The sequence below is a fragment of the Streptomyces corynorhini genome (genome assembly GCF_003346515.1).
GTDB lineage: Bacteria > Actinomycetota > Actinomycetes > Streptomycetales > Streptomycetaceae > Streptomyces > Streptomyces corynorhini.
The window spans coordinates 1-13,026 of the sequence record NZ_QQNA01000293.1 but is presented as its reverse complement, the minus strand read 5'-3'; the positions used below and the strand labels follow the sequence as shown (position 1 = coordinate 13,026).

Here is a 13,026-nt window from a genome sequence, read left to right as displayed (position 1 = left end):
CCGGCCGGTCGCCTCGGCGTCCACCCGCAGGACACCCTCGCCGCGCGTGTGGTCGTAGTCGGCGTGGACGAAGACGTCGCCCACGCCGTCGAGCGGCCGGTGCAGCAGGGCGACGGAGCGGAAGATCCCGGACATCCACCACATGTCCTGGTCCTCCAGATAACTGCCCGCCGACCACTGGTGCACCCGGACGGCCAGGACGTTGCGGCCGGGCCGCAACGCCCCGGTGGCGTCGAACTCGGTGGGCAGCCTGCTGCCCTTGCCGTTGCCGAGCGCGACGCCGTTGAGGAAGACGGCGAAGGCCGAGTCGACACCCTCGAAGCGCAGCACGGCGCTCCCCGTCTCCGGCCACTCCCGCGGCAGGGCGAACTCGCGGCGGTACTCACCGGTCGGGTTGGCGTCGGGGACGCGTGGCGGGTCGACCGGGAAGGGGAAGATCTGGTTGGTGTAGGCGGGGGCGCCGAAGCGCGGGGCGTCGGCCACGTCGGCCATCTGCCAGCTCGACGGTACGTCGATCAGCTCCCACCCGGTGTCGTCGAGTCCGGGCGCCTCGAAGCCGGGCGTGAGAGCGTGCCGGGAGGGCGCGAGCCGCAAGCGCCACGCGCCGTCCAGGTCCAGGGCGATGGCATCCGACGTGTACCGGGCCCGCGGGGCGAGCCGCCCCTGCCCGGGCGCGCGGCTTTCGACGTAGTCGAGGGAGGCGTGGTCGAAACGGTCGCTGGGCACGGATGGGGTATCCCTTCGGGGGCGGGCACGGCCGGACCACGGTGGAACACGGCCGAACAGGTGACGTTTTCCATGCAGACTAGGCGAAGCGTCCGACCAAGTCGCCCCCCTGGGCAGGGATTATTCGATCTTCCCGACGGCGGGCGGCGCTGTGATCACGCTCCAGATAGAAACCGGTTGCTCAATGCGCGCCGGACCGTTGACCGTCATAGCAATCGGTTTCTAGATTGGGGGGCAAGCGGTGGCCCCGATCCGTGCGAGCGGGCGCCCGGACAGAAAAGGACCGGTATGACCTCGGAGCGTCATCTGCACAACCCCGTGCTGCCCGGCTTCCACCCGGACCCCAGCATCGTGCGCGTGGGAGCGCAGTACTACATCGCCACCTCCACCTTCGAATGGTTCCCCGGGGTCCCGGTGCACCGCTCCACCGATCTGGTCGACTGGGAGCACGCCGGACATCTCCTGGACCGCGCCGGGACACTCGACCTGCGCGGGACGCCGGACTCCGGTGGCGTCTGGGCGCCCTCGCTCTCCTTCCACGACGGGCGGTTCTGGCTGATCTACAGCATCGTCAGGACCGTCGGCTCCCCGTACAAGGACGTCGACAACTACCTGATCACCGCCGACGCGATCGAAGGGCCCTGGTCGGAGCCCGTCTTCCTCAACTCCTCCGGATTCGACCCCTCCCTCTTCCACGACGACGACGGCCGCACCTGGCTGGTCAACCTCCAGTGGGACCACCGGCCCGACCGGCCGTCCTTCGGCGGCATCGTGCTCCAGGAGTACGACCCCGAGGCCCGTGCGCTCGTCGGCGGGATCACCAACATCCTGCGCCACGACGAACTCATCGAAGGCCCCAACCTCTACCGCCGCGACGGCTGGTACTACCTGATGCTCGCCGAGGGCGGCACCGGCTGGAACCACGGCATCCGGATGGCCCGCTCCCGCTCGCTGACCGGACCGTACGCACTCGATCCCGCCGGGTCGCTGCTGACCACCCGCGACGACCCCGGCGCACCGCTGCAGAAGGCCGGGCACGGCGAACTCGTCGACACCCCGGACGGCGAGTGGTACCTCGTCCATCTCGCGTCCCGGCCGGTCGCCACCCCCGAGGGGCCGCGCTGCGTCCTCGGCCGGGAGAGCTGCCTGCAGCGCGTCGAGTGGACCGCGGACGGCTGGCTGCGGCTCGCCCACGGCGACAACAAGCCGCGCCTGACGGTCCCCGCGCCGCGCTCGGCGCCGGTCATGGCCGCGCTCCGCGCTCCGGACCGCGACGACTTCGAGGCGTCGGCGCTCGGCCCCGGCTGGAGCACCCTGCGGGTCCCGGCCGACCCGTCCTGGCTCAGCCTGACCGAACGGCCCGGCCGGCTGCGGCTGCGCGGGCGGCAGAGCCCGCACTCGCGCCACAGCCAGAGTCTGGTGGCCCGGCGGCTGACCTCCGTCCACTGCCGGGCCACCACCGCGCTGGAGTTCCGGCCCGAGCGCTTCTCCCAGATGGCCGGGTTGATCTGCTGGTACGACACCACCACCCACTACTACCTGCGCGTCACCCACGAGGAGGGCCGCGGCCGGGTCCTGGGCCTCAGCATCACCGACGACGGCGTCCACACGGAACCCGCCGACTGCGCGGTCGGCATCGAGGACTGGCCCGCGGTGCTGCTGCGGGCCGACTTCGACGGCGCGGAGCTGCGCTTCAGCGCCTCTCCCGACGGTACGGACTGGCTGCGGATCGGCCCCGTCCTCGACGCGACCAAACTGTCGGACGACTACGGCGACCGGCTCCGCTTCACCGGGGCGTTCGTCGGGGTGTGCGCCCAGGACCTCGGCGGCACCCGGGCCGTCGCGGACTTCGACTGGTTCGAGCTGACCGGTCTCTGAGTTCCGGCCCGCGCCCCGGACCCACCGCCCCGCGCGCCTGTCCCGCGCGCCCGTCCCGAACCCATCCGTCCCTCTTGACCGACCCCTCTCCGCCGACCCCTGGGGGAAACCGATCTCTGCTGGGTGGCGGTCGCTCATGGCATCCCATGAGCGGCGTGGGGCCCTTCCCACAGCGCGTTTCCGCTGCGCGACACCATTGACCCTCTCTGCCCAGGTGCTTAGCGTAGAGATCGGTTGCTATCGTATATCCGAGCCGGAGGCCACTTCCCTTGCCCGAGCGTCCCCTGGCGTTGTTCGCCATGAGTGCGGAGAATCCGCCGAAGCTCCTTCCGTCCGGTGTCCTGGCCAGGCTCCGAGCCTCGGTCGACATCGATCCCACGCTGGTGGCCGAGGACTTCCGGGATCCCCGGGTCCGCCGGGCCCTCGGCGAGGCCGAGATCCTCATCACCGGCTGGGGCTGTCCGCCCCTCGACGCCGCCGTGCTGGAGGCGGCGCCCAAGCTGCGGGCCGTGCTGCACACCGCGGGCTCGGTCAAGGGCCTGATCACGCCCGGCTGCTGGGACCGGGGCCTGATCGTCTCCTCGGCGGCCGACGCCAACGCGCTGCCCGTCGCCGAGTACACCCTCGGCATGATCCTGCTGGCGGGCAAGGACCTCTTCGCCGCCCGCGACCGCTACCGCGACGCCCGTACCTTCACCCTCGCCGAGGTCATCCCCGGCATCGGCAACTTCGGCCGCCGGATCGGCGTCGTCGGCGCCTCCCGGATCGGCCGCCGGGTCATCGAGCTGCTGCGCCCCTTCGACTTCCGGGTGGCGCTGGCCGACCCGTACGTGGACGCGGCGGGCGCCGCCGAGCTGGGGGTCACCCTGGTGGGGCTGGCGGAGCTGATGCGCACCAGCGACATCGTCACCGTGCACGCCCCGGCCACGGCGGAGACCGACCGGCTCATCGGCCGCCGCGAACTCGCCCTGATGCCCGACGACGCGGTGCTCATCAACACCGCCCGGGGCAGCCTGGTCGACACCCCGGCGCTCGTCGAGGAGCTGCGGACGGGACGGATCAGCGCCGTACTCGATGTGACCGACCCGGAGCCGCTCGACCCGGACTCCGCGCTCTTCGACCTCCCCAACGCCTTCCTCACCCCGCACATAGCGGGCTCGCAGGGCAACGAACTGCACCGCCTCGGCCTGTGCGCCGTGGAGGAGCTGGAACGGCTGCTGCGCGGCCTGCCGCTGTCCCACCGCATCGAGCGGGCCGAACTGGAGCGCGCCGCATGACCGTGCCCACGCCTCCTGCCAGGGCCGGGACCCGCGGCGACGCCGGGACCCGCGGCGCCGCCGAGACCGTGACCGACGCCGGTACCGGGATCGTGCGCTGGGGTCCCCGGGCCCTCACCCTGTGTCTGGCCACCGGCCCCGACGGCGTCGCGCGCCTCGCCGTCAACGACGCCCCCGGGCGCGCGGCACTGCCGCTCGTGGAGGTCGAGCTGGCCGGGCACGGCCGCAGCGGCACCTCCGGCAAGCGCCATGTCGACGGCGCGGTCTCCCGGCGGCTGCGGTACGCGGGCCACGACGCGCACCCCGACCGGCTGACCGTCAGGACCCACGACCCCGAGAGCGGGCTGCGCGCCACCACCCACTTCCGGCGCACCGGTGACCTGCCCGTCGTCCACACCTGGACCGAACTGACGGCGGGCGAGCGGACGGCCGAGGTGGAGAACGTGTCCTCCTTCGTCCTGGCGGGCGTCGCCGGGCTGCTCGGCGCCCCGGGACGCTGGGAGCGTGACGTCAGGATCTGGACGGCGGACAACCCGTGGAGCGGAGAATTCCGCTGGAAGGGCGTTCCGCTCGGCGCCGCCGGGCTGCTCGACACCGGCATGACCCGCTTCGGCCAGACGGGCTCCAAGAACCGGGTCGCGCTCACCAGCACCGGCTCGTGGTCCTCCTCGGAGCAACTGCCCATGGGCTGGCTGGAGGGCCCCGACGCCGTGCTCGCCTGGCAGATCGAACACAACGGTTCGTGGCACGCGGAGGTCGCCGACCGGTTCGACGAGATCTATCTGCTCCTGTCGGGCCCCGGTGAACGCGAACACCACTGGTCCGTACGGCTCGCTCCTGGCGAGAGCTTCGCCACCGTCCCCGTCACCCTGGCGCTCGCCCCTGACCGGGACGCGGCGGTCGCCGCCCTCACCGGCCACCGGCGCGCGGCCCGCCGCCCGCACCCGGACAACACCGCCCTGCCCGTGGTCTTCAACGACTTCATGAACTGCCTGATGGGAGACCCCACCACCGACAAGCTGCTGCCGCTGGTGCGGGCCGCGGCCGCCACCGGCTGCGAGTACTTCTGCGTCGACGCGGGCTGGTACGACGACGAACGCGCGGGGGAGGGACCGGGCGGTGTGCCCGGCTGGTGGGACTCCGTCGGAGCCTGGGAACCCGCGCCCTCCCGGTTCCCCGGCGGGCTCGCCGAGGTCACCGACGCCATCAGGGCGGCGGGGATGGTCCCCGGGCTGTGGCTGGAGCCCGAAGTCGTCGGCGTGCGCAGCCCGCTGGCGGCGGCCCTGCCCGACGAGGCGTTCTTCCGCCGACGGGGGCGGCGCATCACCGAATGGGGCCGCCACCAGCTCGATCTGCGCCACCCCGCCGCCGTCGCCCATCTGGACGAGACCGTGGACCGGCTGGTCGGCGAGTTCGGCCTCGGCTATCTCAAGCTCGACTACAACATCGACATCGGCGCCGGTACGGACAGCGGCCCGCACGGCCCGGGGCACGGACTGCTGGAACACAACCGTGCCTATCTGCGCTGGCTCGACGGCGTGCACGAGCGTCACCCCGGTCTGGTCCTGGAGGGATGCGCGGCGGGCGGCATGCGCATCGACCACGCCACGCTCGCGCACGTGCCGGTGCAGTCGCTCAGCGACCAGCAGGACGAGTCGCTGATCGCCGCGGTCGCCGCCGCGGCCCCCGTCGCCGTACCCCCGGAACAGGGCGCCGTCTGGGCCTACCCGTACGCCGGGCAGAGCGACGAGGAGATCGCCTTCACCATGGTCTCGGCGCTGCTGGGCCGCGTCCATCTCAGCGGCCGGCTCGATCTGCTCGCGCCGCGCCAACTCGCCCTGGTCACCGAGGCGATCACCGCGTACGGCGGCTTCCGGCGGTCGCTCGCGCAGGCCGTGGCGTCCTGGCCGCTGGGCCTGCCCGGCTGGCGCGACGACTGGCTGGCGCTCGCGCTGGACACCGGCGGGCAGACGCTGCTCGCGCTCTGGCGCAGGGGCGGCCTCGACCCGGTCCGCGAGATCCCCGTACCGCCGGGCACGACCGAGGTCCTCCCGGTGTTCCCCGCGGCGGGCCCCGGCCGGGCCGTGCTGGACCGGGAGGCGGGCCTGTTGCGTGTCGAACTGCCCGCCGCCCCCGCCGCCCGACTCCTGCGGCTCCCGCGCGCCGCGTCTCCACTATCGTGAGCGCATCGCAGACCGCAGGGTGAAGGGGACAGCACACGTGGACATGAAACCGACGGGTTCGTCCGGCAAGGACGCTTCGACGGTCAGGGACGTCGCCAAGCGTGCCGGGGTGTCCGCGTCGACGGTCTCGCGGGTGCTGGGGGGCACCTATCCGGTGGCCACCGCCACCCGCACCAGAGTGCTGCGGGCCATGCGCGAGCTGGACTACGTCGTCAACGCCCACGCGCGGGCGCTGGGCGGTTCGACCAACAAGAGCGTGGCGTTCGTCGTCGACGACGTCACCGGGCCCTTCTACGCGCACATCGCGCGCGGTGTCGAGGAACAGGCTTCCGCCGAGGGGCGGTTGTGCATGCTCTGCACGACACACGGCGATCCGCAGCGGGTGCTGGCGGTCGTGGAGCTGATGCGCGAACAGCGCGCCGACGCGGTGATCGTGGTCGGCGGCGCCTGGGAGGACCGGGAGTACCAGGAACGCATGACACACTTCGCGCACGCCCTGGACCGGGCGGGGTCGCGGCTGGTGCTGGTGGGCCGGCCGCCGCTGGGCGAGGGGGTGCCCGCCACCGTCGTCGAGTACGACAACGAGAACGGGGCGTTCGCGATGACGACCCATCTGCTGAGCCTGGGGCACCGCAGGATCGCGTTCGTCGGCAAGGTCCCGGGGCTGTCCACCAGTGGTCAGCGGATCGACGGTTTCCTGCGGGCCCACGAGACGCTGGGCTTCGAGGCGGATCCCGAGCTGATCGTCGAGGGCGAGTTCACCCGCTCGTTCGGCTACCGCGCGGCGGCCCGGCTGGTGGCCTCCGGGGCCGAGTTCGACGCCGTCTTCGCCGCCACCGACATGGTGGCCGCGGGCGTGCTCCAGGCGCTGCGGGAGGGTGGTGTGCGGGTGCCGGAGGACGTGTCGGTGGTCGGCTACGACGACATCCCGGTCGCGATCGATCTGCACCCCGCCCTGACCACCGTCTCCATCCCGCACGAAGAGCTGGGCCGCACCGCCGTACGGCTGGCGCTGCACCGGGAGGAACTCCCCGACGCCCAGCACCAGATGCTGGGCACCCACATCGTCGTCCGCGGCTCGACACGGCGGCCGGGACGCTGACGCCGCGGCACCACCAGCACCCATAGCTCGGAGCACGGTTAGAGATCGATTTCTAACCGTGCTCCTGTCATATCCGCGCATCGCGCCCTCCGTTCCGGACCATTTGATCCCTGGTGGAGCGTGAATACGGCCAGGAATCGGAAGATTTACCTGCCTGACACCTTGCCCATCGGCTGGTCTGCGCTTAGCTTCCGTAGAGACCGATTTCTATGAGTCGCGCAGCTGATCTCGAAGTCGGCTTCCTCTTCCATGCCCGAACCCCCGAGGAGCAGTGTCATGCGCACACACTTCCGAGTGACTGCCGCGACCGCCGTGGTGCTTTCCGTCGTCCTGACCGGCTGCGGGGGTGGGGACGGCGGCGACACCGCGGCCAAGGGACCCGTCACCGTCACCTACTGGACCTGGGACGAGCCCAAGACCGTCCAGCCCGTCGCGGACAAGTTCAACGCCACCCACGACACCATCCGCGTGAAGGTCGTCAAGCAGGCCGACAACCCGGGTACGGCGGCCAACCTGCGCAATGTGGTGGCCTCGGGCAAGGGGGTGCCCTGTCTGGTGAAGAACTTCGGACAGGTCCCAGGACTGGTCGGTGAGGGGCTGCTCTCCGATGTCGGCGACGAGGTCGAGCCGTATGTGAGGAAGGGCGTCTTCAACGAGGCGTCGCTGCTGGGCGCACAGGCCGGCGGCCGGTACTACAGCGTGCCGATCGGGTACCAGCCGAGCTTCATGGTGATCAACCGCAAGATCTACGACCAGTACGGCATCGCCGTTCCCCGGACCTGGGACGATCTGATCGAGGCCGGCAAGAAACTGAAGAAGCACGGCATCCACGTGATGAACCTGGCGGGCGAGGACCCCTCGACGCTGGAGAACCTCGTCCAGCAGGCGGGCGGCAGCTGGTTCGCGACCGAGGGGGACACGTGGAAGGTCGACTTCCTCTCCCCGGAGTCGCTGAAGGCCGCCGACGTCGTCCAGCGGCTCGTCGACAACGGCCTGGTGGCGAACCAGACCTATATGGACCGCCCCGCCCTGATCAACTACTTCGACTCCGGCAAGATGGTCTCGCTCCCCACCCAGGTGTGGCAGCTCGGCAACTACGAGCTGAACTACAAGAAGTCGCTGGGCGACTGGGAGCCCATCGACCTTCCGCAGTTCAAGGACGCCCCCTCCTTCACCGCCCCCGCCCACGGCACCGGGCTGCTCGTGCCGAAGGGCTGCGCGCACCCGAAGGAGGCCGTGGAGGCCGCGGTGTGGATGAACACGACCAAGGAGGGCATCGACGCCAGCTACCAGAAGGACATCAAGCAGTACAACTGGCCGGGCGCGATCCCGGACCCCAGCCCCTGGGTCGACTCGGCCGTCCCCGACAAGCTCTTCGGAGACCGCAAGGGTGAGGCCAGGAAGGTCATTCTCAAGGCGGTCGAGGGCGCCAAGGACACCTGGGTGGTCGGCCCCAACTACACCGGTGTCTTCGCCGAACTCCAGGACCAGTGGGCCAAGGTGGTCACCAGGAAGATGACCATGCGTCAGGCGCTGGCACACATGCAGAAGTTCACCGTCGACGACCTCAAGTCGAAGAACATCAACGTCGAGGGCTGAGCGATGGCCGTGGACACACCAGCGCCACCGCACACCGGCCGCGTCACCTGGCGGCGTGTGATGGCATTCAAGGGCGCCTCCTTCACCTTCCCCTTCTTCCTCGGGTTCCTGCTCTTCACCGTGGTCCCTGTGGTGATCGCGCTGAAGGAGAGCCTCTACACCGAGCAGGGCTCCGGGCTCGGGTTCGGCGCCAAGACCGTCGAGTTCACCGGTCCGGACAACTTCGTCCGGGGCTTCGAGGACGCCAAGTTCTGGTCGGCGATGGGCCGCGTCGCGCTGTTCGCCGCGATCAGCATCCCGCTGATCCAGCTCACCAGCCTGGGCATGGCCCTGCTGATGGACATGGCCAGGTCCCGTACCGCCGGCCGCTTCCGGATCGCGCTCCTCGTCCCGTACATGATCCCCGGGATCGTCGCCACCCTCATCTGGATCTACCTCTACAGTCCCGTCGTCGGACCGCTCACCCCGATCCTCGGATTCTTCGGCATCGACGCGAACTTCTACAGCGGCGGGATGATCTGGGTCTCGATCGGCAATCTCGTCGCGTGGAGCTCGATCGGCTTCAACATGCTCATCCTCTACGCGTCCCTGCAGTCCGTACCCAGGGAACTGTTCGACAGCGCGCGTGTGGACGGCGCCTCCGAGTGGCGCATGGCCTGGTCGATCAAGGTGCCGCTGGTCCGCCGGTCGCTGGTGCTCACCACGGTGCTCAGCGTCATCGGGTCGCTGCAGATCTTCAGCGACCCGATGCTCTTCCGCTCGATGACCCCCGAGACGGTCACCCGGGACTTCACCCCGATCATGGCCATCTACGACTGGGCCTTCGCCCAGGGCGACTTCAACTACGCCGCCGCGCTGTCGATCATCCTCGCGCTCGTCGTAGGCATCGCCTCCGCCCTCTTCTACCGGCTCACGAACAAGGCGCCCACCTCATGACGACGACGATGGACCAGGCACCAGGACCTGCGGCCGGTCCGGTCGCGCCCGGCGGGAAACCCCCGGTGGCACGCCGCCGCACCACCGGGGGCGCCGTCCGGCACACCGCGCGGACCAGGACACTGGTCCTGGTCGGCCTCGCGCTGTTCACCCTCTACTCGCTGGCCCCGGTGTGGTGGCTGCTGGTCGCCGCGACCAAGGGGCAGCGTGACCTCTACACCACCAACGGGCTGTGGTTCTCCGAGTTCCACCTCCGGGACAACCTGCGGGACCTGTTCACCTACCAGGACGGCATCTTCCTGAGGTGGATGGGAAACACACTCTTCTACGGCTTCGCCGGCACCATCGGCATGACCGTGATCTGCGTCGCCTGCGGCTACGGGCTGGCCATGTACGAGTTCCGGGGCCGCTCCGTCCTGATGGGCTGCATCATCGGCTCGTTCCTGATCCCCGGGGCCCTGCTCACCATCCCGTCCTTCCTGCTCTACACGGACCTGCGGATGGTCGACACACCGTGGGCCATCATCGTGCCGGGCTTCTTCAACGCCTTCTCCGTCTATCTGGCGAAGGTGTACGCGGAGGGCGCCATCCCGCCGGAGCTGCTGGAGGCGGCGCGCATCGACGGCGCGGGGGAGTACCGGATCTTCTTCCAGATCGGCGCCCGGCTCATGTCGACGGGCGCGGCCACCATCTTCCTGCTGGGCTTCGTCGGAGCCTGGAACAACTTCTTCGGACCGCTCGTCTATCTGCGCAGCAGTGAGAAGTGGACCGTGATGCTCGGCCTCTACTCCTGGCTGAAGGTGAAGGTCGACAGCTCCGTCGACCTGACGGGGCTCGTGGTGGTCGGCTCCATCGTCTCCCTCGTCCCCATGGTGATCCTGATGCTGTCGATGCAGCGCTACTGGCGCTCCGGGGTGACGCTCGGCAGCCTCAAGTAGTCACCCGCGCCCGGCGGCATAGCGGATCCCGCCGCGCAGATGGGCCAGGAAGGCCGGGTCGGCGAAGGACTCCGCCGTGTGGCCGAGCGCGGTGTAGAACACCGGGCCGCCCATCCGCTCGTGACACCACACGAGCGGATGGGCGGGCCCCATGCCGCCGCCGTCGTACGACGACTCGTCGGCGCCGGCCAGCACCCGCACCCCCTCGGGGGCGGCGCGGAAGTCGTACCACTCGTCGGTGAAGTGCCACCGGGCGTCCAGATGACGGGTGGCCGGATGGGCGCGGTCGGTCACCGTCACCGTGCCCGGCTGGAGCGCGGGGTGGCGGGCGAAGCGCGCGCCGAGCAGCTCCCCGTAGTACGGCCAGTCGTACTCCGTGCACGCCGCCGCGTGGATGCCGACGAAGCCGCCGCCGCCCGCCATGTGGGCCCGCAGCGCGGCGCGCGCCCCGGGGGTGAGCACCTCGCCGCTCGTGGAGAGGAACACCACGACCGCGCAGCTCCCGAGCGCGTGTTCCAGCGCCGCCGGGTCCTCGGTGGCGAGGGCCGCGAACTCCTCCTCGGCCGCGAGCCGCTCGACGGCCTCGACGCCTGCCGGGATCGACTCGTGACGGTAGGCGGTGGTGCGGGTGTACAGCACCAGGCGGGGTGGCCGGGGCGACATGGGCTCTCCAGGAGTGCGGTGGCGGGCGGGTCCGGGGCGCGCGGCGCCCGCGCCTGCCGCGAACCGCCGGGCCGTCGCCGGTCCGCGCGGTCGAGTAGACATCGTTCCCTATAGGAGTCGTCCCTGCCAAGGCCGGATCGTCATGGACTGGCGAAAGACCGGACAGAAATCGATGTCTATCCGGAGGGACCCGGCTGGGGCGGGCTCCCCGCCCGGCCGCGGAGCGTCCGGAGGATGTCCGCGGGGCGTGAGGCCCGCCAGGGAAGCGGGGGCCCGACGCCCCCGCTTCCCTGGCGCGGTACCTATTAGGTACCGTACGGCTATGCCATCACTCAACATCAGTTTCACCGAGGACGAGCTGGAAGCGGTTCGGGCCGCGGCGGCCGCCGAGGGCAAGTCGCTCAAGCAGTACGTCCACGATCTGCCCCTGCGTGAGCAGCAGCGGATCCAGTTCGTCCGCTACGCGGTCACCTGGGGCGAGCAGCACCGGGGCGAGTTCGACGAGGCGTTCGCCAACGAGGTGCCCCCCGCGTCGCACGGCAGGCGGCAGGTGGAAGCCGCCTGATGCCCGTGCTGTACATCGACGTGGCCTGGCTCCTGGACGTACAGGAGCAGGCTGTCCCGGAAGACGTGTCCGTCGCCGACTACTCCGCGCTCGTCGCCGCCGTGGCCCGGCACAAGACCCGTATCCCGCGTCCGGCCACCAGCGAGCCCGACGGGGCGTGGCGAGCCGCCGCCCTCATCCACACCCTGGTGCGGCTGGAGCCGCTGCCGTACCGCAACAGCCTCTTCGCCTGCCAGGTCGCCGCCGCGTACATGCACGCCTCGGGCGAGGGTATCGATCCGCCGTACGGCGCCCTGGTCGAGCTGGTGCGCGCCATCCAGTCGGGCAAGTCCAACGTCTACCAGGCGGCGGACCAGATCCGCGGCTGGCGCATCTGATCCGGCCCCGGGAGGCGGCGGCCGTGCCGGGCGGCGCGCGCCGGAGCCCGCCGGGCGCGCCGACAGCGCGCCGTTGACGCGCCGTTGACGATCTCTTGACCATGCCTTTACGCTGTGCGACCAGATGACTACCTGGCTGGTGCGCGCGGCGCGCGCCGACGGTCGCGAGCGGGGCTCCCCGCGGACCGGGACCGTCCGCGGTCCGCGCGCCTCGCCGGTGGGGGTGGTGACGGGATGGGCTGGCGTATCGATGTGGACGGGCTGCGCTGCGGGGCGTCGGGGCTGTGCGCCGCGATGGCGCCCGAGCACTTCTCGCTGGACGACGGCCGCTCCCGGCCGCTCGCCGAGGAGGTCGAGCCCCACACCGCCGTACTCGACGCCGCAGACTCCTGCCCGGCGATGGCGATCACCGTCACCCAGGGGCAGCGGGAGATAGCGCCTCGTCCCTGACGTGGGGAAATTCGCGAACCGGGCGGTGCGATCCGGCACCCCGCCACCGTGCCGGGCGGCGGCCCGGATCTGCGGGTTCTCCCGGTCCGTGACCCGTTCGTCGCCGGAGAACCCGGCCGCGCCCCGCGACTGCGCAGGATTCCTTCGTTGACGGGGCGCCGACGCGATGATTACCGTCGCGCCCCATGACCACCCGAGCCCACGCGGGCATGATCGACGAGCTGGACCGCCGCGTCATCGCGGCGCTCCAGCTCAACGGCCGTGCCCCGTGGAGCGCCGTCGCCCGCTGGGTGGGCGCGAGCGAGACCACCGCGCAACGCCGCTACCAGGCG

Annotated in this window: 13 protein-coding genes; 11 read left to right on the top strand and 2 right to left on the bottom strand. The window is 71.0% G+C overall.

The features are described 5' to 3' along the window. The coding region (locus DVH02_RS29625) for a sugar-binding domain-containing protein (RefSeq protein ID WP_325051413.1) at positions 1 to 726 on the bottom strand (726 nt) is incomplete at its 3' end. A gap of 288 nt (positions 727 to 1,014) precedes the next feature. Here DVH02_RS29625 and DVH02_RS29620 point away from each other — a divergent pair. From DVH02_RS29620 to DVH02_RS29590, 7 genes are all read left to right on the top strand, one after another. Continuing rightward, positions 1,015 to 2,604, top strand: coding sequence for a glycoside hydrolase family 43 protein (locus tag DVH02_RS29620; protein WP_114626937.1), 1,590 nt, complete (start codon positions 1,015 to 1,017; stop codon positions 2,602 to 2,604). A 269-nt stretch (positions 2,605 to 2,873) separates the two neighbouring features. Then, a complete protein-coding gene (locus DVH02_RS29615) occupies positions 2,874 to 3,881 on the top strand; it encodes a hydroxyacid dehydrogenase (RefSeq protein ID WP_114626936.1) in 1,008 nt (335 codons plus the stop codon). Beyond that, positions 3,878 to 6,064, top strand: a complete 2,187-nt coding sequence (locus DVH02_RS29610) for a glycoside hydrolase family 36 protein (protein WP_114626935.1) — start codon at positions 3,878 to 3,880, stop codon at positions 6,062 to 6,064. Before DVH02_RS29615 ends, DVH02_RS29610 begins: the two co-directional genes overlap by 4 nt. 43 nt (positions 6,065 to 6,107) lie before the next feature. Next, a complete protein-coding gene (locus tag DVH02_RS29605) occupies positions 6,108 to 7,166 on the top strand; it encodes a LacI family DNA-binding transcriptional regulator (RefSeq protein ID WP_114626939.1) in 1,059 nt (352 codons plus the stop codon). Between the two features lie 276 nt (positions 7,167 to 7,442). Next, positions 7,443 to 8,765: an ABC transporter substrate-binding protein gene (locus DVH02_RS29600; protein ID WP_158575952.1), complete on the top strand. Its 1,323-nt coding sequence runs from the start codon at positions 7,443 to 7,445 to the stop codon at positions 8,763 to 8,765. Positions 8,766 to 8,825: 60 nt separating this feature from the next. Then, the gene (locus DVH02_RS29595; protein WP_114626938.1) at positions 8,826 to 9,701 is read left to right on the top strand and encodes a carbohydrate ABC transporter permease; all 876 of its coding nucleotides are present in this window, start codon (positions 8,826 to 8,828) and stop codon (positions 9,699 to 9,701) included. Further along, a complete protein-coding gene (locus DVH02_RS29590; RefSeq protein WP_114626933.1) occupies positions 9,698 to 10,639 on the top strand; it encodes a carbohydrate ABC transporter permease in 942 nt (313 codons plus the stop codon). The genes DVH02_RS29595 and DVH02_RS29590 overlap by 4 nt, the downstream gene beginning before the upstream one ends. Here DVH02_RS29590 and DVH02_RS29585 read toward each other — a convergent pair whose 3' ends face one another. Next, the gene (locus DVH02_RS29585) at positions 10,640 to 11,302 is read right to left on the bottom strand and encodes a ThuA domain-containing protein (protein ID WP_114626932.1); all 663 of its coding nucleotides are present in this window, start codon (positions 11,300 to 11,302) and stop codon (positions 10,640 to 10,642) included. It abuts the gene before it with no gap. A gap of 322 nt (positions 11,303 to 11,624) precedes the next feature. On the opposite strand from DVH02_RS29585, the gene DVH02_RS29580 reads away from it, so the two are divergent. From DVH02_RS29580 to DVH02_RS29565, 4 genes are all read left to right on the top strand, one after another. Continuing rightward, on the top strand, positions 11,625 to 11,867 hold the full coding sequence (locus DVH02_RS29580) for a hypothetical protein (protein WP_114626931.1): 243 nt from the start codon (positions 11,625 to 11,627) through the stop codon (positions 11,865 to 11,867). Continuing rightward, positions 11,867 to 12,244, top strand: coding sequence for a toxin Doc (locus tag DVH02_RS29575; RefSeq protein WP_114626930.1), 378 nt, complete (start codon positions 11,867 to 11,869; stop codon positions 12,242 to 12,244). The genes DVH02_RS29580 and DVH02_RS29575 overlap by 1 nt, the downstream gene beginning before the upstream one ends. A 234-nt stretch (positions 12,245 to 12,478) precedes the next feature. After that, complete coding sequence (locus DVH02_RS29570; protein ID WP_114626929.1) at positions 12,479 to 12,694, top strand: ferredoxin; 216 nt, start codon at positions 12,479 to 12,481, stop codon at positions 12,692 to 12,694. A 209-nt stretch (positions 12,695 to 12,903) separates the two neighbouring features. Then, the coding region (locus DVH02_RS29565; RefSeq protein ID WP_147286156.1) for an AsnC family protein at positions 12,904 to 13,026 on the top strand (123 nt) is incomplete at its 3' end.